The organism is Mesorhizobium sp. M0870, assembly GCF_040319775.1.
In the GTDB taxonomy this organism is placed as follows: Bacteria; Pseudomonadota; Alphaproteobacteria; order Rhizobiales; family Rhizobiaceae; genus Mesorhizobium.
Window position 1 is genome coordinate 25,628 of record NZ_JAMYOI010000039.1, and the last position, 22,669, is coordinate 48,296.

Annotated in this window: 17 protein-coding genes and 1 pseudogene; 5 read left to right on the forward strand and 13 right to left on the reverse strand. The window is 63.0% G+C overall.

Annotated features, from left to right (window positions below):
• Window positions 1-99: 99 nt before the first annotated feature.
• From NKH97_RS30075 to NKH97_RS30085, 3 genes are all read right to left on the reverse strand, one after another.
• Entirely contained in the window at window positions 100-357 is a 258-nt protein-coding gene (locus NKH97_RS30075; RefSeq protein WP_352442941.1) for a hypothetical protein, read from the reverse strand.
• 104 nt (window positions 358-461) lie between these two features.
• Window positions 462-1,154, reverse strand: a complete 693-nt coding sequence (locus NKH97_RS30080; RefSeq protein WP_352799446.1) for a DUF1223 domain-containing protein — start codon at window positions 1,152-1,154, stop codon at window positions 462-464.
• 345 nt (window positions 1,155-1,499) lie between these two features.
• Window positions 1,500-2,552 carry a TadE/TadG family type IV pilus assembly protein gene (locus tag NKH97_RS30085; RefSeq protein ID WP_352799448.1) on the reverse strand — a complete coding sequence of 351 codons (1,053 nt, stop codon included), beginning with the start codon at window positions 2,550-2,552 and terminating at the stop codon, window positions 1,500-1,502.
• A gap of 258 nt (window positions 2,553-2,810) precedes the next feature.
• Between NKH97_RS30085 and lepA the strand changes: the two genes are divergently transcribed.
• Window positions 2,811-4,616, forward strand: coding sequence for a translation elongation factor 4 (lepA, locus tag NKH97_RS30090; RefSeq protein WP_352799450.1), 1,806 nt, complete (start codon window positions 2,811-2,813; stop codon window positions 4,614-4,616).
• A gap of 248 nt (window positions 4,617-4,864) precedes the next feature.
• Here lepA and NKH97_RS33370 read toward each other — a convergent pair.
• Window positions 4,865-5,122 (reverse strand): annotated as a pseudogene (locus NKH97_RS33370) (hypothetical protein).
• A gap of 147 nt (window positions 5,123-5,269) precedes the next feature.
• Between NKH97_RS33370 and NKH97_RS30095 the strand changes: the two are divergent.
• The 3 genes from NKH97_RS30095 (at window position 5,270) to NKH97_RS30105 (ending at window position 8,405) form a co-directional block, all read left to right on the forward strand.
• The gene (locus NKH97_RS30095; protein ID WP_352799452.1) at window positions 5,270-6,226 is read left to right on the forward strand and encodes a BstA C-terminal domain-containing protein; all 957 of its coding nucleotides are present in this window, start codon (window positions 5,270-5,272) and stop codon (window positions 6,224-6,226) included.
• A 165-nt stretch (window positions 6,227-6,391) separates the two neighbouring features.
• On the forward strand, window positions 6,392-7,258 hold the full coding sequence (locus tag NKH97_RS30100; RefSeq protein WP_352799454.1) for a DUF3800 domain-containing protein: 867 nt from the start codon (window positions 6,392-6,394) through the stop codon (window positions 7,256-7,258).
• A gap of 631 nt (window positions 7,259-7,889) precedes the next feature.
• A complete protein-coding gene (locus NKH97_RS30105) occupies window positions 7,890-8,405 on the forward strand; it encodes a hypothetical protein (RefSeq protein WP_352799455.1) in 516 nt (171 codons plus the stop codon).
• Between the two features lie 477 nt (window positions 8,406-8,882).
• Here NKH97_RS30105 and NKH97_RS30110 read toward each other — a convergent pair whose 3' ends face one another.
• The 9 genes from NKH97_RS30110 to NKH97_RS30150 form a co-directional block, all read right to left on the reverse strand.
• On the reverse strand, window positions 8,883-10,523 hold the full coding sequence (locus NKH97_RS30110; protein ID WP_352799457.1) for an ABC transporter substrate-binding protein: 1,641 nt from the start codon (window positions 10,521-10,523) through the stop codon (window positions 8,883-8,885).
• 483 nt (window positions 10,524-11,006) lie between these two features.
• Window positions 11,007-11,954: an alpha/beta hydrolase gene (locus NKH97_RS30115; protein WP_352799459.1), complete on the reverse strand. Its 948-nt coding sequence runs from the start codon at window positions 11,952-11,954 to the stop codon at window positions 11,007-11,009.
• Between the two features lie 11 nt (window positions 11,955-11,965).
• Entirely contained in the window at window positions 11,966-12,646 is a 681-nt protein-coding gene (locus tag NKH97_RS30120; protein ID WP_352799461.1) for an isochorismatase family protein, read from the reverse strand.
• 259 nt (window positions 12,647-12,905) lie between these two features.
• On the reverse strand, window positions 12,906-14,210 hold the full coding sequence (locus tag NKH97_RS30125; protein WP_352799463.1) for a M24 family metallopeptidase: 1,305 nt from the start codon (window positions 14,208-14,210) through the stop codon (window positions 12,906-12,908).
• Between the two features lie 317 nt (window positions 14,211-14,527).
• Window positions 14,528-15,499 (reverse strand): GlxA family transcriptional regulator, encoded by a 972-nt coding sequence (locus tag NKH97_RS30130; protein WP_128305626.1) that lies wholly within the window; start codon window positions 15,497-15,499, stop codon window positions 14,528-14,530.
• A gap of 296 nt (window positions 15,500-15,795) precedes the next feature.
• Entirely contained in the window at window positions 15,796-16,977 is a 1,182-nt protein-coding gene (locus NKH97_RS30135) for a trans-sulfuration enzyme family protein (RefSeq protein WP_352799465.1), read from the reverse strand.
• On the reverse strand, window positions 16,974-18,395 hold the full coding sequence (locus NKH97_RS30140) for a pyridoxal-phosphate dependent enzyme (protein WP_352799467.1): 1,422 nt from the start codon (window positions 18,393-18,395) through the stop codon (window positions 16,974-16,976). Before NKH97_RS30140 ends, NKH97_RS30135 begins: the two co-directional genes overlap by 4 nt.
• Before the next feature lie 360 nt (window positions 18,396-18,755).
• Complete coding sequence (locus tag NKH97_RS30145) at window positions 18,756-20,090, reverse strand: FAD/NAD(P)-binding protein (protein WP_023813441.1); 1,335 nt, start codon at window positions 20,088-20,090, stop codon at window positions 18,756-18,758.
• 31 nt (window positions 20,091-20,121) lie between these two features.
• Window positions 20,122-20,625, reverse strand: a complete 504-nt coding sequence (locus NKH97_RS30150; RefSeq protein ID WP_023813440.1) for an RrF2 family transcriptional regulator — start codon at window positions 20,623-20,625, stop codon at window positions 20,122-20,124.
• Window positions 20,626-21,535: 910 nt separating this feature from the next.
• Here NKH97_RS30150 and tauA point away from each other — a divergent pair.
• Window positions 21,536-22,549 carry a taurine ABC transporter substrate-binding protein gene (gene tauA, locus NKH97_RS30155; protein WP_352723027.1) on the forward strand — a complete coding sequence of 338 codons (1,014 nt, stop codon included), beginning with the start codon at window positions 21,536-21,538 and terminating at the stop codon, window positions 22,547-22,549.
• The last annotated feature ends 120 nt before the right edge of the window (window positions 22,550-22,669 follow it).

The following is a 22,669-nucleotide window of genomic DNA, read 5'->3' on the forward strand; positions in this document are numbered from 1 at the left end:
AATATACGATCATGCGACGGGCGAGTTGCGGCCGAAGCCTCACTTTCACGTGCATCCGGCTTCGGACCCGCGGGACCGAAGCCGGAAACAGCACCACCTTTACTTGGCCGGAGCCATCGCATCCGTTGCCGGCTTCATGGCGTCGGTTCCCGGCTTCATGGAATTGGTGGCCATCGGGTCGGCCGGCTTCATCGCATCGGTTGCAGGCTTCATCGCATCCGCGGCCGGTTTCATGGCATTTGCAGCCGGCTTCATCGCGTTGGTCGCGTCGTCGGCACGGGCGATGCCGCCGGCAAACAGCGCCGTCGAGCACAAAGCGAGAGCGAGCGCCGGCAGCGTCAGGCGGGAAATGGTCATGATGGTCTCCTTGGGGTTGGGTCGTTGAAGGCGCGCCCTCTTGGCGGCCGTGCTATGCGGCGCCGCTCCATGCGGCGTTGCGCAATCTCTTGCCGAAGCGCGATCTAGTCGGTCGCGGCAGCCAGGATCGGTCCGCCACCGGGCGACTGCACGAGCACGGCGGTGCTCAGGCCGCCGGATGCGGCGGGCAGCGGATACGTCGTGGCCGCGCCGGTCCAGCTGCCGAGGTTATTGAGCGCATGCACGACATTGGCGTGCGGCAAGGTGCGGCCGGTGTTTTCGCCGCGCGCCACCGGCACCTCGACGACGCCCTTGGCATAGCGCACCAGCCAGACATCGGCGTGGCCGCCAGGTGCGGCGCCGGCGCCGATGCTGATCTTGCCGCCATCGAGCGACAATGCCGGGCCGCCCGTCCGGCCGCTCGCCGAGATCAGCTTTTCGATCTCGCCGGGTGCGGCGCCGACGACATCGGCATGGCCGTTGACCACCACTTGCGGCGTAAACGGCCCGTCATGGCCGAGCGCCGGCTCGTAACTGACCTGGCGCCGGGTGAATTCCTGTTTTCCGAAAATATCCTTCCAGCCGAGATAGTCCCAGTAGGTGACGTTGAACGACAGCGCCAGCACGCCGGGCTGGTCCTTGACCTTGATCAGATTGGCATTGGCCGGCGGGCAGGACGAGCAGCCCTGGCTGGTGAACAGCTCGACCACGGTGAGCGGCTGGGCCGCGGCCGCACCGAGCGACGCCGCCAGCGCGAGCGCTGAGAGGCTGGACACTGTGACGAACTTGCGGGACATCGGCTTGCTCCGTGGGCGACGGCGCCTGGAAGCACCGCTGATACCCCCACTTCGCCGCCGCTTGCTGCTTCGTTACAGCGCTCACTGGTTTGTGATGAAGGTTCGGGAGATCGCAGGGAAAGCCGGAGGGACAGCACCCCCCTCTGGCCTGCCGGCCATCTCCCCCGCAAGGAGGGAGATCGACCCTCATCACGGCTTTCGTCTATCACTAGCTTCGCAACAGGAGCGCGGCCGACGAAGCTGCCAATCTCCCCCCTTGCGGGGGAGATGTCCGGCAGGACAGAGGGGGGTGTGAAGGATCGCCAAGCCTCACAAGCCCATAGGGCGTTTAGCCTGGGGCAGCTTCTACTGTGTCAGCCGCGTGTTGTTCGGCCGCTTGTTGAAGTCGCACTTGCCGGTCACGTTGTAGAAAAAGTCGGCGTTGCCGACAGGCGCCGGAACCGAGTTGCCGCCGTCTTCCCAGGCCTGGTAGCCTGTCGAGCCACAAGGCACGAGGCCAAAGATGTCAACGATCTTGCCGGTCGCCATTTCGGCCAGGGGGATGTCCTTGCTTGTCGAGCTGTAGAGCCGGTTGGACGTGGCCGGATCGTTCGAATAGAGGTCTTTCGGGTTGCCCGATGGCACGTTCATCTGCAGATAGAGGCTGGCCATCTGGCTGACGTCGATTGACGCACCAGAGGTGCTGCCAGCAGCCATCGTGTCGACACAGTAATATTTCGTGCCAAACTGGTCGGTGTTGAGCGTCACCCCGTCAGGCGCCTTTTTGCCGACCTTGCAAACCTGCGTCTGGGCCACTGTGGCGACGCCCAGACTGTCGATCTTGCTGACGGTGGTGGTGCCGTAACCTTTGGGATCCGTGCCGCCGCCGTATTTGTAATCGATCGTCATCATCGGCTTGCCCTGCGTCGCACCGAATTGCGTGCCGTAGAGCGTCATTGTCTTGTTCCAGTAACCCGACACCCCGCTGACCTTGAAGGTCGCCTCCACCAAAGCCGGCGCCTTGTTCACCGCCGACGTCACGCCGATCGCCACAGTGGGTATCCTGGCGATCTGCATGAACACGGTCTTCATGGCGAAACTCGCCGAAGCCTGCGCGGTGGCGGTGCCGTTGGCGCTGACGTCGAAGCTGTTCAGGGTCGCGGCGCCCTGTCCGCCGTTTTCTCGGTAGGTATCCTGGAGCACCACCTGGCGCTGCGGCTTCGTCGAGGCCGTATCCATCGTGGTGATGGACAGGATCGCAGCGTCGAGCGCCGCCTGCTCGGTCGACCTGGTCTGGACAGCGGAGGTGTAGTCGACCGAAAAGCCGATCGCGGTGATCAGCGGAATCATGGCGAGAACAAGTATCGGTGCGAACGAGCCGCTCCGCGACTCGATAAAACTGCCTGCAAGCCCCCGCATGCCTTCGTCCTTACATCAGATATTTCCCCCCGCTAACATGCCGATCACAAATTATGCTCTAACGCGCGTGGTTAAAATTTATCGATTTTTCGAGGAATCCGGGGGGAAAGGCGACAAGCGCCCGCACCGCTTGCCCGGCAGCGGCCTGCTCAGCCTTCCCGGCAGCGCCTGTACGGCTTGCCAGGCAACGGGCCGCGCCACATGTGCGGCGGCAGCCTGCCGCTTGCTCGGGCAAGCCACCCCTGCTAAACGCGCGCCATGAGCACGCCCCTCGACCACATCCGCAATTTCTCCATCGTCGCCCATATCGACCATGGCAAATCCACGCTTGCCGACAGGCTGATCCAGCTGACCGGCGGGCTGGAGCTGCGCGACATGAAGGAGCAGGTGCTGGACTCGATGGACATCGAGCGCGAGCGCGGCATCACCATCAAGGCGCAGACGGTGCGGCTGAAGTACCACGCCAACAATGGCGAGGACTATATCCTCAATTTGATCGACACGCCCGGCCATGTCGACTTCGCCTATGAAGTGTCGCGTTCGCTGGCCGCCTGCGAGGGATCGCTGCTGGTGGTCGACGCTTCTCAGGGCGTCGAAGCGCAGACGCTGGCCAATGTCTACCAGGCCATCGACAACAACCACGAGATCGTCGTGGTGCTGAACAAGGTCGACCTGCCGGCAGCCGAGCCCGAGCGCATCCGCGAGCAGGTCGAGGAGGTGATCGGCATCGATGCCTCCACCGCCGTGCTGATCTCGGCCAAGACCGGGCTTGGCATTCCGGATGTCTTGGAGGCCATCGTCCACCAATTGCCGCCGCCGCGCGAAGGCGACGCCACCGCACCCTTGAAGGCGATGCTGGTCGACAGCTGGTACGACGCCTATCTCGGCGTCATCGTGCTGGTGCGCGTCATCGACGGCGTGCTGAAAAAGGGCCAGACCATCCGCATGATGGGCACCGGCGCAAAACACCTGGTCGAGCGCACCGGGGTGTTCACGCCGGCCCGCATCAATGTCGACGAGCTCGGCCCCGGCGAGTTCGGCTTCTTCACCGGCTCGATCAAGGAAGTGGCCGACACCCGCGTCGGCGACACCATCACCGAGGACAAGCGCACCACCGCCAAGGCGCTGCCCGGCTTCAAGCCGGCGCAGCCGGTGGTGTTCTGCGGCCTGTTTCCGGTCGACGCCGCCGATTTCGAGGATCTACGCGCCGCGGTCGGCAAATTGCGCCTCAACGATGCCTCCTTCTCCTTTGAAATGGAAACCAGTGCGGCGCTCGGCTTCGGCTATCGCTGCGGCTTCCTTGGCTTGCTTCATCTCGAAATCATCCAGGAACGGCTGGAGCGCGAGTTCAACCTCGACCTCATCGCCACGGCACCGAGCGTCGTCTACCGGCTGGCGCTAACCGACGGCTCGATGAAGGAATTGCACAACCCGGCCGACATGCCCGACGTGGTGAAAATCTCGGCCATCGAGGAGCCGTGGATCCGCGCCACCATTTTGACGCCCGACGACTATCTCGGCGGCATTTTGAAACTCTGCCAGGACCGGCGCGGCATCCAGGCCGACCTGTCCTATGTCGGCAAGCGCGCCATGCTGATCTACGACCTGCCGCTCAACGAAGTCGTGTTCGATTTCTACGACCGGCTGAAGTCGATCTCCAAGGGCTACGCCTCCTTCGACTATCACCTGACCGACTACAAGGAGGGCGACCTCGTCAAGATGTCGATCCTGGTCAACGAGGAGCCGGTGGATGCGCTTTCCATGCTGGTGCACCGCACGGCGGCGGAAAAGCGCGGCCGGCAGATGTGCGAGAAGCTGAAAGAGCTGATCCCCAACCATCTGTTCAAGATCCCGATCCAGGCCGCCATCGGCGGCAAGGTCATCGCCCGCGAAACCATCTCGGCGCTGCGCAAGGACGTCACCGCCAAATGCTACGGCGGCGACGTCTCGCGCAAGCGCAAGCTGCTGGACAAGCAGAAAGAAGGCAAGAAGCGAATGCGGCAGTTCGGGAAGGTGGATATCCCGCAGGAGGCGTTTATTCAGGCGCTTAAGATGGGGGATTGAGAAGCCGGTTGGCGCGCAAAGCGCGCCAAGTCATCGATCCGGTGGATCGATGGCAGGCTTCGAAAGCGGGGGAGCTGCCGGAGGCAGCGGGCCCCCCGCCAGCGCGACGCTGACGCTGCGCGGTGGAGGTTACTCTCTGGGAGGCGGAGGCGCTGGACGGTCGTCGGGTGCAGGAGGTTCTCCCAGATCCGAAGCAATCTCTACTCATTGCCTTGGGCAGCGGCGACAATCGCAATGCGGCAACAAGTTCAAGCGGGCCATAGGTTACCCAGCGGTAGGGCCTTGGATGGCCCTGTCCCGTTCCATTGAATGAAGGCGACTTCCTTCCCTGTGACTTCCCGCACGGTGTTCAACAACACCTCAAGCAAGACACGCGTAGCCCGGTAGTGGTCGCAATGTGGCGATATCACCGGTTGACGATGCTCCTGTGCAGCGCTGCCGCCGCCACCAGAAAAGCATTCGATTTCAGCCTGCGACAATTGCTTTGAGGGTTTCGACCTAGCCATTGCGATCTCTTACGAGAATCGCCCGGCCTATGATTATCGTCCTACAATGATCGATCGGCTGTAAAGGCCCAGCCGTAATGATTGGCCCTGTGGAAACCGGGTATCACGGCGGTTTCACTTGGCCAGCCGTATTAGGAATCGCTTAGGTTGTGTTACTTTAGGTCAATCGAATCGTCGGTTGCATTTGCGCGGCGCAAGGAACTCAACCCGAAACAGGGCAAACTCGACCTCGAAGTTGACAAGCAGGTTGAGGTCGACGGCGTTGGAATGGGCGTTTTAAAGGATGGCACCGCCTTTTTGACAGGGCGAGGCCTTGCTAGACTTGTCGGGATTGAAAATCTTCACATCCGAACCATAAGTCTTGAATGGAACGAAGACCCTCTCAAGCCGCGAGTTGCCGCTATAAAAGCCATTCTGGCAAAGCGCCAAATTGAATTGCCTTCCGCTCACATAGAGACCAGCGACGGCGCAAGACCAATCCACGCTTACCCAGACGTAGTATGCCTTGCAGTGTTGGAATACTACGCATTCGATGCAGCGAACCCGCGCGGTGTCGCTCGCGACAATTACCGGCTCTTGGCTGGAAAAGCGCTACAGGAACTCATCTACAGCCGGGTCGGGTATGACCCGAGCGGCGGTGATAGGTTCAAGAAGTGGCACGACAGGATTGCACTGAACTACCAGTCGGCGCCTAGAGGCTTTTTCCATGTACTCAACGAGGCTCACACCATCATCTACGAATTGATCATGGCCGGGGCAAAGATCGATGACAAGTTCGTCGTTGACGGTTCGATTGGATCGTACTGGTCGCGCTTTTGGGACGACAATAAATTGTCAGCCGCATACGGCGGGCGATGTAAGTACCCCCATCGATATCCGATGGATCACCCTCAAGCGAAATCGAATCCGCAGGAATCTTGGTGCTACCCCTTGGCCGCGTTGGGCGACTTTAGGGAATGGTTGCAAGGCGTTTATATCGAGGGTGGAAAATTTCGAAGCTATCTGAATTACAAGGTGAACAAGGGTGATCTCCCGCTCTCATTTGCGCAGTTGGCGATTTCAGCTCTGGTGCCGGACAAGATAACTGGACCAAGGCCCAACTAGATCGCTTGGTCGCCTTCGCCTTCTCATCCTTGGGCGGTGGCGATCTGACCACTTTCTTCAATACGCGGTCAAAGGTTTCCTCTGACTGGCCTGTTTCCAGTTCACGGGCGGCGTCATGAAACTTCTCAACTTGACTCTTCTATTTGTTGGTCGCCTTCATATCGAATGGCCTCTGAGGGGAGTGTACCAGACCCGTACTTCGTTGCCTATTTTGACGAAGCTGGCGACCCTGGTATCAAAACTGTTGCACCGATAGATCCGAATGGCGCGAGTGAATGGTTCACGGTCGGCTGCGCAGTGGCGCGCGCCACCCGTGAGCCTGACTTGGTGCCGCTCATACAGACAATCAAGAAATCTGTCTTTTCGACGCAAAGCCCCGACCTGCATTTTCGCAATCTGGTCGAACACAAAAAGCTACCCGTCTGCCAAGCTCTAGCCGCCGAGAATCTGCGCTTCTTTGTCGTCGCGTCGAACAAAAAGAACATGCGGGGGTATCGCAATCCCCAAGCCGAAGCGGTCACTCTTCACAGGCACAACTACTTTTACAACTACTGCATCCGCGTCTTGCTTGAACGTGTCAGCCAGTGGTGCGCGCGCCGGTCGATCAGCGAGACAGGTGAACCTAGACACGTGAAGCTGGTGTTTTCGAAGCGGGGTGGGCACTCTTATCGACACGTTGAAACGTACATACACCTACTGGCGAAACAATCCGAGAATGGACGGATTTATCAGACCGCTAACGTCCCAGATTTCAGGGTCATCGACCATCGTTTGATTGAGGTTATTGAGCACAACAAAAACGCGGGCTGTCAGATTGCAGACGTGGTTGCCAGCGCCTTTTACCAAGCAGCAAACGCCGGAACCAAAAAGTGGAATACAGAGTACGCGGAAGCTCTCCGAGATCGCATGGCGTCTCGTGGCAACGGCCACTACGCGGGGTGCGGTGTCACGCTTCTGCCGTGGAAGAACTGGACACTGAAACTTACGGACGCGCAGAAGAAAATCTTCCGATTTTACGGCTACGAGATATGAAAGCGGCGGGTCCCGGCCTCGTTGCCATCGGGGGCTTGTAGGCCACCATCCAAAGTGGGCGACCGTCCGTCCGACTGCGGCATCTACGATACCGCCCGAGGGGGTTCCGGCGTACCCCGCCAACACAGACACTATTTTGATTTGGTAAAAAACTCAAACGGAATCAAAAGGTTACTGACAATTCCGCGTAACCCATTGATAGGGATTCGCTTTTTCTTTCGCCTCTCGTATCGCCATAGCGGCAATTTTAACTGCACGGCTTGCGACAGTGCTCTTGTTTAGACGTGAATAGGTCTCTGATCACCGCGCCAAACGAGCGGACGGCACTCGCAAAAAAGGGAAGGGATCGTACGAATGCGTACAGACTGCCTAGCTCAGTTGATCGTGCCACAATGCGGCGCTAGAAAAATCGGGCGGCGGACCTCGGTTCGCCAGTGGCCGACGCGGGCTCAGGCAACTGCCTCACCGGCATTCGCGTCGGCCACTCTCCGACCGCTGGCGAGGGCGTGACAAGGCCGGATCGCCCGAGGACTTCTCGACACCTCCGCCGTTTTCCGCTTCGCGCTTCCCTCCGGGCTTTGAGATCGCCCCGCCCAGGAGTATCCTCCGCAGGGCTTGGGGAAGATTTCACATGCGTTCCAACCCTCTGGATGTCATCGCCGCGATCGGCCTCGCCATCGGTGGCGCATTCGGCCTCGCCGGCACCTTCGTGGCCAGCGCCGAACTGCGCGAAACGCTGTGGACGATCGACGGCGTGGCACTGGTGGTGGCGACCGCGCTGCTGACGATGAAATACCAGCGGCTGGGCAATGACTGCGTCGCTGCCGGATTCCTGACCTTCCTCGCCGGCGAAGGCCTGCTGCTGGCCGGCAATGCGGCGGGGCTGGAGGCCAGCGTGCCCTCCTATGTCGGCGGCATCTCGCTGTGGGCGGCCGCACTGGTCATGGTCAGCGCACCGAAGACTTTCGCCGTGTGGATGCGGCTCACCGCGCTCGTGGCCGCGGGGCTGTTCATCGTCTCGGCAGGCATGATCCTCCGGGGCACGCCCTTGCTGCCGACCTCGGCGCCGCTGCCCGCCGCCGGCTATCCGTTCCTGGTGCTGACTTTTGTCGGCTGGATCTGGACTTTGGTGAGAACCGAGAGGTGAACGGGCGCGCGCCTTCTGCTTTCGTCGCATGTGAACGGGGCGCTGACGCTGCTGGCCTTCTTCCGCAGGGGGAAGGGAAGGCCAACGCTGGCGCTGCCCCTCACCTGCCTGCCGGCATCCTCTCCCCGTATAGAGACGGGGCGAGGGACGATGTCGTCGCCGCTTTCGCCAATCTCCAGCGTTGCAAGGAAAGCGCCGGCGATGCGGCCGGCTACTTTCTCCCCGTCACTATACGGGGAGTTGAGAAGTGATCCGCGCAGCGGACGAAAAGCCAATTGCTTGGCTTTTCGAACGACGAACGCCCGGCAGGGCAATGAGGGGCAGCGCTGACCTGCGATACGCGCACGCTAGCCGGGGCCTCTATTCTCGATCCTGACCCGGTTTTGACTTTGCGAATGGCGTCCCCCACTCCGTCGCTGCTTCGCAGCGCCACCTCTCCCCACTCCGGAGGGAGAGGAACCCAGGAAGGGCGATGGCTCAGCTTTCAATCCAAACCTTCTCAAAATGCTGCTCCAGCGCCTGGTGCTGTTCGCAGCCTTCGATGCCCTTGCGGTACGTGCGGTAGACCGAGCGCCAGTAGGGTTGGATGATGATGCCTGAGTCGCGCAGATTCTGCTCGATCTTGCCCATGATCTCCTTGCGCGCCTTGGCGTCGGGTGTGGCCAGCGCCTTGTCGAGCAGCGCGTCGAACTCCTTGCTGGCATAGGCACTTTCGTTCCAGGCGGCGCCCGATTTATACGCCAGCGCCAGCACCTGGACGCCGAGCGGGCGGCCGAGCCATTCGGTGCAGGAGAAGGGGTACTTGCTCCAGTCGTTCCAGAAGGTGGCGGCCGGCAGCACGGTGCGTTTGATCTTCAGGCCGGCCTCGCGCATCTGCGCGCCGATGGCGTCGCCGGTGCTCTTTTGCCATTCGACATCGACGGAGATGAGCTCGAATTCGTGGTCGGCCTTACCGGCCTCGGCGAGCAGCTTCTTCGACTGCTCGACGTCGCGCCTGGCCGGGCCGATATCGGCATATTCGGGGTGCATGGGGCCGACATGGTGGTTGTCGGCGGGCTTGCCGCGGCCGCCGAGGCCGAGCGCCAGCACGGCGGAATTGTCGACGGCGAGCTGGGCGGCGCGGCGCACCTTGACGTCGTCATAGGGCGCGTTGGCGACGTTGAAGCGGGCGACGATGGTCGAGCCGGTGGCGATCTCGGAATTCATCAGCCCCATCTGCTCGGTCTGCGAAACGGCATCGGAGGCGGTTTCGTGGTCGGTGTCGATCTCGCCGGATTCGAAGGCCGACAGCATGGCGTTGGGGTCGGAGCCGTAATCGACCCATTTGATGCTGTCGAGGTGGAATTCGCCCTTCCACCAGGGCTTTTCCTTGCGCTTCACCTCGGCGCCGGTCTCCGCATCACAGCTGACCAGCTCGCAGGGGCCGGTGGTGATGGCAAGCGCCTTCAGCGGGTCGCCGTCGCCCTCATAGGAGCGATGCATGATCAGTGCGGGATAGTCGGCCATGCCGGCGATCAGCGAGATGTCGGGTTTTGGCAGATTGAGCTTGATGGTGAAGTCGTCGACTTTCTCGATGCCGCCGTCGACGACCTTCTTGGTGTCGGCATTGACCAGCGCGCCCATGCGCGCGGCGACCGAGTTGCCCGGCACGGAAGCATCGCACCAGCGGGTGAGGTTGTGGATGACATCGTCGGCCTTGAAGGCGTCGCCGTTCGACCAGGAAATGCCCTTGCGCACATGCAAGGTGAGGGTTTTTGCGTCGTCGCTCGCCTCCCAGCTTTCGAGCAGCCAGGGCTCGAAGGAGAAGTCGGTGTTCCAGCGCACCAGATATTCGTTGCAGTGGCGGGCGACATTCGACATCTCCACGCCGTCGAAGGTGCGCGGGTCCTTGAAGCCCTTGACGTTCATGGCGACGCGCAAGACGCCGCCCTTCTTCGGTTCCGCCGCGCGGGCAGGGGTGGTGCTCAGCCCGCCCAGCGCCAGCGCGCCGGCGGCGCTGACGCCGAGGCCGGCCATCAGGGCCAGGTATTCGCGGCGGTTGATGCCGCCGGTCCTGAAATCGTCGGCGACGGGCTTGGCTTGCGGGTGCAATTTGCGGTCGGTCAGCATGAATTTCATCGTCGTTCCCCTGTTGTTGATGCATGCCGCCCAAAAGTGCCCAGCGGTTTTGGGACAACGGCATGCACAGAAAAATCGCCCCGGCCGATCGACAGACGCGGGGGCGGACGCGACCGCCGGGACGCCATTGCCTGAGGGGAATGATAGAGCGAGGTGACGCCGGGAAGTGTTCGGGAATCCGCAGTGATTGTGCGGGGTTCCGCAGGGTGCCAAGCGCGGGCCTCCCCTTCGAAAATTGGTGAAGGGTGACGTGACAGCCAATCTCCCCCCTTGCGGGGGAGATGTCCGGCAGGACAGAGGGGGGTGTGAAGGATCGCCAACCTTCGATCCCCAGATCATTTAAAATCGGTCTGAGAGCGCGGCTGGACTTAGCTGATTAGCTGAAAGGTCAGCGGGACAGCACCCCCCTCTGTCCTGCCGGACATCTCCCCCGCAAGGGGGGAGATTGGCGCCTCACCGCCGGCGCCTTCCTTCCTCAGCCACTCAATACGGCCACTCGCCCTTACCCAACGCACCAACCGCCGCAATAATCCGCGCAAACGCCTCCGCCGCTGCCGGCACAGTGGTGCGGGCGCGCAGGAAGCTGTGCACCAGCCTCGGCTCCTCGTGCCACCAGGCCTTGCCACCGGCAGCCACAATACGGTCGCGGTAGGTCTCGCCATCCGACGACAGCGGGTCGCATTGCGCCGTGACGATCACCGTTGGCGGCAGGCCGGAGAAGTCGGTGTCGCGCAGCGGCGAGAAGGTCGGGTCGTCGGGCGACTGCCGCTTGGCCGAGCGGACGTCGCGGTAGAAGGCTAAGTCGGCCACCGACAGCAGCGGCGCCTCGGCGTGCTCGATGTAGGAGCCGGCGCTCTCGTCGCCGCCGAGTTCGGGGTAGATCAGCACTTGCCCGACCGCAGCTCTGATATGGCGGCGCGTCGCCTGCGCCACCGCGGCGGCGAGGTTGCCGCCAGCGCTTTCGCCGCACAGCACCAGCGGCAGATCTGATGACACTGCCGCCCATTCGAAGGCGGCCACCGCATCGTCGAAGGCGGCGGGATGAAGATGCTCCGGCGCCAGCCGGTAGTCGACCGACAGCACGTCGAAGCCGGTGCCGGCGCAGAGCTCGGCGCAGATGTCGTCATGGCTTTCCAGCCCGCCGAGGATGAAGCCGCCGCCGTGGTAGTAGATCACCATCGCCTGGGCGGCCTTGCCGGCAAACCGGTAACGGCGGATGGGGATGTCGCGGCCGGCGGCGGCGATCAGGCCATCGCTGGCCTTGACGCCGGGCGGGCGGCCCTGGTGGAAGGCCCGGCTCATCCGGTCATATACTGCGCGCTGCTTGCCTATCGGCAGGCCGATGATTTCGGGCGGATACCAGGCGTTGACCGCGTCGATATAGGCCCAGAGCTCTGGGGCGAGCCGGGTTTCGTAGGGGCCCCTGGTCATGCTTTCGACAGTCATAGATCGGCGTAGAGCGCGGCCGCGTTCTCAAAACTGAAACGTAGCGGCACCGAGCCTTCGACCTGCCAGGCGATGACGGTCTCGCCGGCCAGTAGCCGGCAGGCGCTGACGGTGTCGGTGACGGCGCCGCCATAGAGCCGGTTGGCGAGGTTGAGAATGCCGGTCTGGTGCATGGCCGCGCTGCCGCTGCCGCAGGCATCCTTGACCAGTAGCACGCGAAAGCCTTTCGCCACCGCATCCTTCACCGACGCGTCGATGCAGGCCTCGGTCCAGACGCCTGATACGACCAGCCATTCGATGCCGGCGGACTTGATGTCGCGGGCCGCCGGCCCGGTGCGAAAGGCGCTGGCCTCGGCCTTGATCAGCAGCGCCTCGCCCCTGGATGGCGCCACCTCGTGGCAGATCTCGGTCAGCGGATCGCTCTTGTCGGAAAAGGCCGACTTGCCGTCCTCACCGACCGGGTGGAACGGCCGGTCCTGCTTGTCGAGATCGACGATGTAGGCCCAATGGTAGAGCGGCACATTGTTCTGCCGCGCCGCCGCCTGCAGGCGCTGGACGTTGGCGAGGATGCTGCTGAAGCCCTCGACGAGGTAGCGCTTGTCCTGCCGGTGCTCTTCCTGCAGGTCGATGAAGATCGCGGCCATTGTGCCGGGTTTGATGGCGATGGGGGTTTTCATGAGGCTTCATTATCCACGGGCGGAGCAGTCCAAGACTCTTGCCTGTGCCGGTGGGACAGCACCCCCCTCTGCCCTGCCGGGCATCTCCCCCGCAAGGGGGGAGATCGGCCGTCGCGAATGCCCTCGCCAATCGTCAGAGTTGCAGGAAAAAGCGCTCCAGGCGACGCTGCCAATCTCCCCCCTTGCGGGGGAGATGTCCGGCAGGACAGAGGGGGGTGGGAGGGAATGAGGCGCTCGTTATGAGCGTCGGTAGCCCGCATCAAACCTGCGTCTCCAGAAACTCATCCTCATAGGGAAAGCGCGACAGAAGCTCCGTGCCGGTGTCGGTGATCAGGATCTCGTCCTCCAGCTTGACGCCCTCGCGGCCGCCCTTTTCGCCGATGTAGCTTTCGACGCTCACCACCATGCCTGGCACGATATGGCCGTCGCGGCCATAGGTCTCGTAGTCCATGGAATGCGCGATGAACGGCGTTTCGCCATGCATGCCGACGCCGTGCATGACCGAGGTGTAGCGCTGGTCGACGAAACGGTCGGGGATTTTCCACGCCTTCTCGGCGATCTCGCGGAACGCCATGCCGGGCCTGACGATCGAAATGTTGTGCAGAACCTGATCGTGCGCCATGCGGTAGAGCGACTTCTGGTAGGGCGTCGGCTTGCCCGGCCCGCAGCGGAAGGTGCGCGAGAAATCCGAATAATAGCCGTAGCAGCCGATCGTGTCGGTATCGAGCGCCAGCAACTCGCCGGGGCGGATCTTCCGGCCGCTGGCCTCGTTGAACCAGGGATTGGTGCGCTGGCCGGAGGTGAGCAGCCGGGTCTCGATGAACTCGCCGCCCTGGCGGATGACCTCGCCATACATGATGGCGAACAGGTCGTTTTCGGAAACGCCGGGCTTGATCGCCTCGCGCACCGCGTAGACGGCAGCCTCGGCGCCGGCCATCGACACCTGCAGGCATTTGACTTCCTCGGGCGTCTTCACGGCGCGCACCGCCAGGATCTCGCCCTGGCAGTCGCGGACCTCGCAGCCGCGCTTTTCCAGGGCGAGCGCCTGCAGATGGCTGCAGCGATCGAGGCCGAGCTTCATCGAGCCGCCGCCATGCTGCTTCAAGAGCTCAGTGATCTCGTCGGCGAAGGGGCCGGCGGTCTCGTCGTCGCGGCCCGACACCGACGACCAGACCAGCTTGGAAGGACGCGCCTCGTCGATCGTGTCGAGCACCATGGAGACATGATAGCTCTGCGGGTATTCGAACAGCACGATCGGCCCTTCGGTCGGGATAAAGAAATAGCGGGTCGAGTTGCGCAGGAAATAGCCGAACATGTTGCGCGAGCCGGTGGCATAGCGCTGGTTGTAGGGGTCGAACAACACGACGCCGCCATAGCCGGCCTCGCGCATCCAGCCGCGCAGTTTCGCCAGCCGGCCCTTGCGCAGCGCATCGGCATCGATGAAGGACGGCTCGGTATCCGACAGCCACATGCCGCCGGCCGGATCCGCGGCGGCCGGATGGCGCATGCGGTCCTTGAAGTCCACGTCCTCGGTGCTGTCGGGGTCGAATACGACGATGCTCATGGGGGTACGGCCTTGGCTGGGTTGCGAGGCCGGAGCATGGCGCAGGAGGGGCGGATGGATTGTGCGGAAAACCGCAGGTGTTGTGCGGGATACCGCTGGAGCCTAATGCCGAACGCTAGAGGGACAGCACCCCCCTCTGTCCTGCCGGACATCTCCCCCGCAATGGGGGAGATTGGCAGCTTCGATCCCGCCGCTTTCTTGCAACATTCGAGATTGGCGAAAGCGGAGGTGCAGTCAATCTCCCCCTTGCGGGGGAGATGTCCGGCAGGACAGAGGGGGGTGTGACGGAACTCGTCGCGGCGCGATTAGCAAGTCCCCTAATGCCGCCTCGCCAATCTCGGCGGATGCCCGTGCTCCTCGCGAAACGCCCGGGCAAAGCTCGACATCGAGGCGAAGCCGCAGGCCAGCGCCACGTCGCGCACGGCGAGCGTCGAATGCGCCAAAAGGTCGGCGGCACGCTTCAGCCGGAGCCGCCGGTAATAGCCATTGGGCGAGATGGCGAGTTCGGAGCGGAAGGAGCGTTCGAGCTTGTCGGAGGAGACGCCGAGCTTCGCGGTCAGCTCGGCCATGCCGAGCCGCTCCTCGACCGCGTCCTCCATGATGGCGATGGCCGACAGCACCAGTTCGTTCTGAACGCCGGTGCGCAGCCGCAGCGGCATCATCTTGCGGTCGATGCTGGAGCGCAGCTGGCTGTGCACGAACCATTCGGCGACGCCGGCGGCGAGCTCGGCGCCGTAATCGCGGGTGATGATCTCCAGCATCATGTCGAGGCTGCCGACGCCGCCGGCCGAGGTGAAGCGCTTGCGGTCGATGACATAGAGGTCGCGCCTGAGCTCGATGTTGGGGAAGGCCTCGGTGAAGGCGGCCTGGCTGGTCCAGTGCAAGGTGCAGGCATGGCCGTCGAGCAGGCCGGCGCGGGCGAGGAAGAACGCCGCATCGGCCACCGCGCCGATATGGGCACCGTTGCGCAGGCTCTTGCGGATCCAGTGTGCTGCGTCCTCGGCGACGAGATGATCGGCATCGCCGCCCGAGCAGACGACGATGCGATCGACCTTCGGGGCATCCTCGGCGTAAAAACCCGGCTGGATGACGACGCCATTCGACGCCTCGACCGCGCCTTTCGTGCCGCCGACGATGATCCAGCGATAGCATTCTCTTTTCGCCAGGACATTGGCCGCACGCAGCGGCTCGATGACCGAGCTGAACGCCATCATCGGAAAGCCGGGAAACACCAGCACTGCGAAGGTGAGCGGGGTGTCGGTGGGTTTGGGTGGGGCGTGTGTAGCCATGGGGCGCTACATTTCGGGCAGATCGGGTTCGGGGTCAACGGGGCTTGGCTGAACGATGCGCGAAGCGCGGTTTGCCGTTGACCGTTGTCGCGGCGAAGAGATCGGTCCGACGTCGGCGGGACAGCACCCCCCTCTGGCCTGCCGGCCATCTCCCCCGCAAGGAGGGAGATTGGCAGCTTCGATGGCGCCGCTCGTCTTGCAACGTTCGAGATTAGCGAAAGCGGAAGTGACATCTGATCTCCTCACTAGAGGGGGAGATGTCCGGCAGGACAGAGGGGGGTGTGAAGGATCGCTGCCTATCCCCCCAGCGCCTGATCCAGATCCGCGATCAGATCGTCGCCATCCTCGATCCCCGCCGACAATCTTACCAGCGAATCCGATATGCCGATCTCGGCCCGCTTCTCGGCCGGAATGGACCCATGCGTCATCAGCGCCGGATGCTCGATCAGGCTTTCCACCCCGCCGAGGCTTTCGGCGAGCGTGAACAGTTGCGTGCGTTCGAGGAACTTTTTGGTGCCGGCAAGGTCACGGTCGAGCACGGCTGTGATCATGCCGCCGAAGGCGTGCATCTGCTGGACGGCGACGGCGTGCTGCGGATGGCTGGCGAGGCCGGGATAGATGACGCGGCGGATGTCGCGGCGCGCTTCCAGCCATTGCGCGATCTTCAGACCGTTGGCGGAGTGGCGCTCCATCCTGAGCGCCAGCGTCTTCAGCCCGCGCAGCGCCAGAAAGCTGTCGAACGGACCCGAAATGGCGCCGATGGCGTTCTGCAGGAATTTCAGCTGGGTGGCCAGATCCTTGTTGTCGCCGACCACGGCGACGCCGCCGACCATGTCGGAATGGCCGTTGAGATATTTGGTCGTCGAATGCACCACGATATCGATGCCGAGCTCCAGCGGCCGCTGGATATAGGGGCTGCAGAAGGTATTGTCGGCGACCGACAAAATGCCCTTGCGCTTGGCTAGGGCGGCGACGCCTTCGAGGTCTACGATGCGCAGCAGCGGGTTGGTCGGCGTCTCGACCCAGAGCATTTTCGTCTCGGGCCGGATCGCGGCTTCCACGGCGGCCAGGTCGGTGAAGTCGACGAACGAGACCTGCAGATTGGCCGAGCGCTTGCGCACCCGCTCCATCAGCCGGAACGAGCCGCCATAGATGTCGTCGGTGGCGACGATATGGGCACCGGAATCGAGCAGCTCCAGAACGGTGGCGATCGACGCGAGGCCGGACGCGAAGGCGAAAGCGGCCGAGCCGCTTTCGAGATCGGCCACCGCGCGCTCGAAGGCAAAGCGCGTCGGGTTCTGGCTGCGGGCATATTCAAAGCCCTTGTGCACGCCGGGCGACTGCTGGGCAAAGGTCGAGGTGGCGTAGATCGGCACCATCACCGCGCCGGTCAGGGGGTCGTGGCTCTGGCCGCCATGGATGGTGCGCGTCGAGAAGGCCAGGCGGTTTTTTCCGGCTGGCGGTGTGCTGCTGGTCATCGTGCGCGCCTCAAATGGTTGATCAGGTCGATGCGGGTAATCAGGCCGACGAATTCGTCGCCGTCGAAGATGATGGCGACCTCGTTGCGGTCGAAGACAGGCAGCAGCGCGTCCAGCGTCTGGCTGGCCTGCAGCGTGTGCAGATTGGAGGTCATGGCCGTGCGCACCGGGCCATTGAAACGCTCCCAGCGACCATCATAGGGGCCGTCGACATGAGCAAGAATATCGCTTTCATCGACGATGCCGACCAGTCTGCCATTGTCGAGCACCGGCAGCTGCGAGACATCGGAGCGGCGCATGCGGCCATAGGCGTTGAGCAGGCTTTCGTCCGGGCCGACATAGACGGTGTCGCCGGTGCGGTGCGAGCGCATCACCAGATCGCGCAGATCGCCATGCTGCTCGTGCTCGGCAAGGCCTTGCTCGGCCAGCCAGAAATCGTCGAACACTTTCGACAGATACTTGTTGCCGCTGTCGCAGACGAAGGTGACGACGCGTTTCGGCACCGTCTGCTCGCGGCAATAGCGCAGCGCGGCGGACAAAAGCGTGCCTGAGGACGAGCCGGCGAGGATGCCTTCCTTGGACAAGAGGTCGCGGACCGCCAGCATGCTCTGCTTGTCGGGGATGGAATAGGCCTTCTTGACCAGCGACAGGTCGGCATTGGGCGGCACGAAATCCTCGCCGATGCCTTCCACCGTCCAGCTGCCGGCCTCTTCCATCTTGCCGGTCTTGATCAGCGGCGCCAGCACCGAGCCGACCGGATCGGCCAGCACCATTTCGGTCTTCGACGACACCTTGGCGAAGTAACGGCCAAGCCCGGTCAGCGTGCCGCCGGAGCCGACGCCGACGACCACGGCATCGACGTCACCGTCGAGCTGCGAAAAGATCTCCGGGCCGGTGGTGGTTTCATGCGCCAGCGGATTGGCCGGGTTGGCGAACTGGTTGGCATAGAAGGCGCCGGGCGTTTCCGCTGCGATCTTCTCGGCCATGTCCTGGTAATATTCGGCATGGCCCTTGCCGACATCGGACCGCGTCATGCGCACTTCGGCGCCGAGCGCGCGCAGATGCTGGATCTTTTCGCGCGACATCTTGTCGGGCACGACCAACACGATGCGGTAGCCCTTGGGGATGCCGACCTGGGCGAGGCCGAGGCCGGTATTGCCGGCGGTCGCCTCGACAATGGTGCCGCCACGCCTGAGCTTGCCCTGCTTTTCAGCCGCGGCGATCATCGACAGTGCGATGCGGTCCTTGATCGAGCCGCCGGGGTTCTGGCTTTCGAGCTTGATGAACAGCCGGCACTTGCCGGTGTCGAATTTGGTCAGCTCGACCACCGGCGTCTGGCCGATCAGGTCGAGGACGGATTTGTAGGGCGGACGCAGGCGGGACAATTCGTCGGCTGCGGCGATCTCGTGCTCGCTCATATCGATGCTCCATGACCAAGCGACCGCCTCGAGGCAGAGCGGCAGCGTAGCCTCTTTTCCAGCCCTTTGCAGTTGGAAAGAAGATAGATCGTGCCAATCAACCGGCCAGATGTGGAATGAAATTCCGGGTTGTGGCTGTGGTCTCAAACAAAACGCTACCGCAGCACTCCGTCACACCCCCCTCTGGCCTGCCGGCCATCTCCCCCGCAAGGGGGGAGATCGGATGTCGCCGCCGGTTTCGCCAATCTTCAACGCTGAAGAGAACGTGCCAAAAGTGAAGCTGCCAATCTCCCCCCTTGCGGGGGAGATGTCCGGCAGGACAGAGGGGGGTGCTGTCCCGCCGGCATCAAAGGTTCTGCTTCACCCCAACAACTGCTTGCTCAGCCTCGCACACTGCACGCGGATATCCGGAATGGCGTCGATCTCGAAGAAGGTGCCGCGCGTCAGCGGGCCGACGGCGAGGATCTTGGCCGAGACGGTTCCGTCGCCGGCGATGATCTCGCATTTGGCCGATACATCGAGGCCGATGCGCAGCGGATCCGGCCGTGCCAGGCCGCGGTCGACCAGCGAGCGCACGACGCTGTTCGACGAGGTCGAGATGTCCCTGACGATACCAGAGCAATCATAGATGCGGGCGACCTCGAAGGTCTCGAGGCGCTGCGTGTGGCGCGACTGGACCTGGACGGTGAATTCGCCGTTGCGCGCGATGTCGACGACGCGGCCGGCGACCAGGCGGATGCGGCCGGACCGCACGGCTTCGGTGACGCGGGCGTAGACCTCGGGCGCCATGCGATGGCGGTGGATGTCCCACCAGGCCTTGGTGTGCTCGACGAAGCGGCGCTTGGCGGAAGCCGGCCAGTTCTGCCAGATCTTCTGGTTGAACGGCCGCAGGCCGTCGACGACGTCGCGCCAGTCGATGCCGGCCTTCTGGTTTTCCTTGATCAGGTCGCGGAACCAGCCGACGAAATAGGAGAGCTGCGTGCCGAGCGGAATGTCGGCGACGTCGAGCTTGATCGGATTGCCCTTGCGATGCGGCGAGGGCAACAGGCCGCGCCGCGACACAGCTATGATGTCGCCGCGATGGCCGCGCTGCTCGAGCGCCAGGAAGGCATCGACCATGCTGAGGCCGGTGCCCAGCACCATGACGCCGGCGTCGGGGGGAAGTGCTGTGTCGGCTTCCGACCCCATCCTGACGGCATGGCCTTGCGCCGGCTCCTCGTCGTGGCCGGTGGCCAGCACGGCGAGATGCGCAACGACGCTGGTGCCGTTGGCCAGCGCCACTTCGACACCGGATGCGGTGGGCGTGATCGAGAGGCTTTCCTCGCGGATCAGCCGAAGCCGCCCGGTCTGCTTTTCGCGCGCCTGCAGCTCGTCGAGCAATTCGCCGAGGTAACGGGCATAGATGCTGCGCGGCGCATAGAAGGGCGCCTGCTCGGCCGTTGCCAGGCCGCGCTCCTGCAGCCAGCGCCAGAAATTGCCGGGATCGTCGGCATAGGCGCTCATGCCGGCGGCGCTGACATTCAAGACATGCGCCGAGAGCAGCGTCGAATAAGCGATGCCCTGGCCGAAATGCGGGCGCCTTTCGATCAGCGTGACGCGCAGGTCGGGATTGGGCGACTTCAGGAGATGCGCGGCCAGCACGACGCCGCTGGCGCCGCCGCCGACAATGATCATGGAGTTGGCACGCCCGGTCATAGGCATGCCTTCGCTCTGCGCAGCGCCAGTGTCAGGCCTGGACCTTCACCGCGACCGGCAGATCGCCGATGTCCCTCGCAACCGGCAGATCGTCGATGCCCTTCGCGACCGATAGGTCGTCGAGGACGATGTCGCGCATTTCCGCGAGGCTGCGCTGATCGAGCACCTCGGCGATCGCCTGCCGGACCTCGAGCATCAGATGTCGGACTTGGCATGTCGCCTCGTTGCAATCTTCACAGCGCTGGTACTGGGTGCGGCTGGCGCAGGGGATCGGCGCCAGCGGACCGTCGAGGACGCGCACGACATGGCCGACCTTGATCTCGTCGGCGGGGCGCGCCAGGCGATAGCCGCCATCCTTGCCCTTGCGGCTCTGGACGAAGCCGGCATTGCGCAACTCGCCCAGGATGGCGTCGAGAAATTTCTTCGGGATGTTGTTGCCGGTGGCGATGTCGTTGACGAAGGCAAGCTGCCCGGCCGGCAATTGCGCGAGATGGACGAGCGCCTTGAGGCCGTACTTGCCCTTTTTCGTGAGCATGAGATCAAAATTTCTCTGTCATGCGACGGCGTGGAACCATCGGTTGCAAAACGCCTGGCGTGCGTTGCCGCCGCGTCCAAGCCCGCATGACACATAAATTCTAGTGACATGATGTACAAGCCGAGAACTGTTGATTTTGCTTCGTTTTCAAGCCCGCTGTGGCCATTTTAGCCCGACCTTGTGCCCTCGAAAGCACAAAAATGCCCTTTGAGAGCAGTGGGATGGCAAAATGGTCCTCCAGGGCCGGATGTGGTCGGCATCGACTGACGCGACGGCGAAAGCCGATCCATGCCGCGAGCGATCATGGTGATGTGGTGGCCGCTCATCGCCGACTCCAACTCTCTCATGTCGATAAGAATACTATACTTATGCTGGAGCACTGTGGAAGGTGTTTTCGAATCCATGGCTTTTTTGGGTATGGATTTGCCTGACAGGGGCAAGACTAGGAATTCTCGTTCGCGATCGAGGTCATGCCATTCCTTCGAGCGTTGGTGCGTGCAGAACCTTGCCGGACGCTGGCAGGACAGCACCCCCCTCTGCCCTGCCGGGCATCTCCCCCGCAAGGGGGGAGATTGGCAGATCCACCGTAGGTTCAACACCTGCAACGATGGCGATTGGCGAAAGCCGGGATGACAGCGATCTCCCTCCTTGCGGGGGAGATGGCCGGCAGGCCAGAGGCGGTGCTGTCCCGCCGACATCGGAAGACTTCGGACAGTAGCCGAGCCCCCAACGTCACGGCTTGGATCAAGCCAGGAGATCGCTTGCAGCCGCCCTATCCGCCTCGCCACCCCACCATCGACAGCTTTTTTCTAACAAGCTCGCCTTGGTTGGAAGGATTTAACTCTACAAGAGTGATAGAATTAGCTGACTATCATGGGGCATTCCAATTCTCTCTTTTCAGGAGCCCTTCATGTCCACGATTTCGCGACGCATTGTTCTTCTCTCGTCCGCCGCACTAGCCGGCGCCGCCTTCCTCGGCCCTGCCCTTGCCGACGACCTCAAGATCACCATCGGCTACCAGACAGTGGTCGAACCCTCGAAAGTGCCGCAGGCCGACGGCGCCTATGAAAAGGCGACGAAGGCCACCATCGACTGGCGCAAATTCGATTCCGGCGCCGATGTCATCGCCGCGGTCGCTTCCGGTTCGGTCGATATCGGCTATGTCGGCTCGAGCCCGCTGGCGGCGGCGGCGAGCCGCGAGCTGCCGATCCAGACCATCTTCATCGTCGGCCTGATCGGCGAATCCGAAGCGCTGGTTGCCCGCAACGGCGCCGGCATCGCTGGGGTCGCCGACCTCGCCGGCAAGAAGGTCGCCGTGCCCTTCGTCTCGACGACGCATTACAGCCTGCTCGCCGCACTGAAGCATGAGGGCGTCGATCCGAAGTCGGTCGAGATCCTCAATCTCAGGCCACCCGAGATCGCGGCGGCCTTTTCCCGCGGCGATATCGACGCGGCCTATGTCTGGGATCCGGCGCTCGGCCAGATCAAGACGACCGGCAAGGTGGTGCTGGATTCCTCGCAGGTCGCCGCCTGGGGCGCGCCGACCTTCGACGCCTGGATCGTGCGCACCGACTTCGCCGAAAAGAACCCTGAGGCAGTGCGCGACTTCGTCAAGGTGACGGGCACCGCCTATGCCGAGTTCCTCGCCAAGCCCGACGCCTGGTCGGTGTCGTCGCCACAGGCGGCCGCGATCGCCAAGATCACCGGCGCCAAGCTGGAAGAGGTGCCGCAGCTGCTCAAGGGCTATGTCTTCCCGACGCTCGAAGAGCAGGCTTCGGACAAGTTCCTCGGCGGCGGCACGGTCAAGGCGGTGGAAGCGACATCCGCCTTCCTCAAGGAGCAAGGCAAGATCGACGCCGTGCTTCCCGATTATTCCAAATACGTGTCGTCGAAATACGTCACCGAGGCGCTTGCCTCGAACTGAACGCCTGACGCCAAACGAACGCGCGCGGATCTCCTTCCCTGACGCCGCGTGCTGCCTGCCCCGGAACCGCTGACGAGGAGTGGTTCCGGGACAGGCGTTTTTCCTTCAAATCTGCGAGGC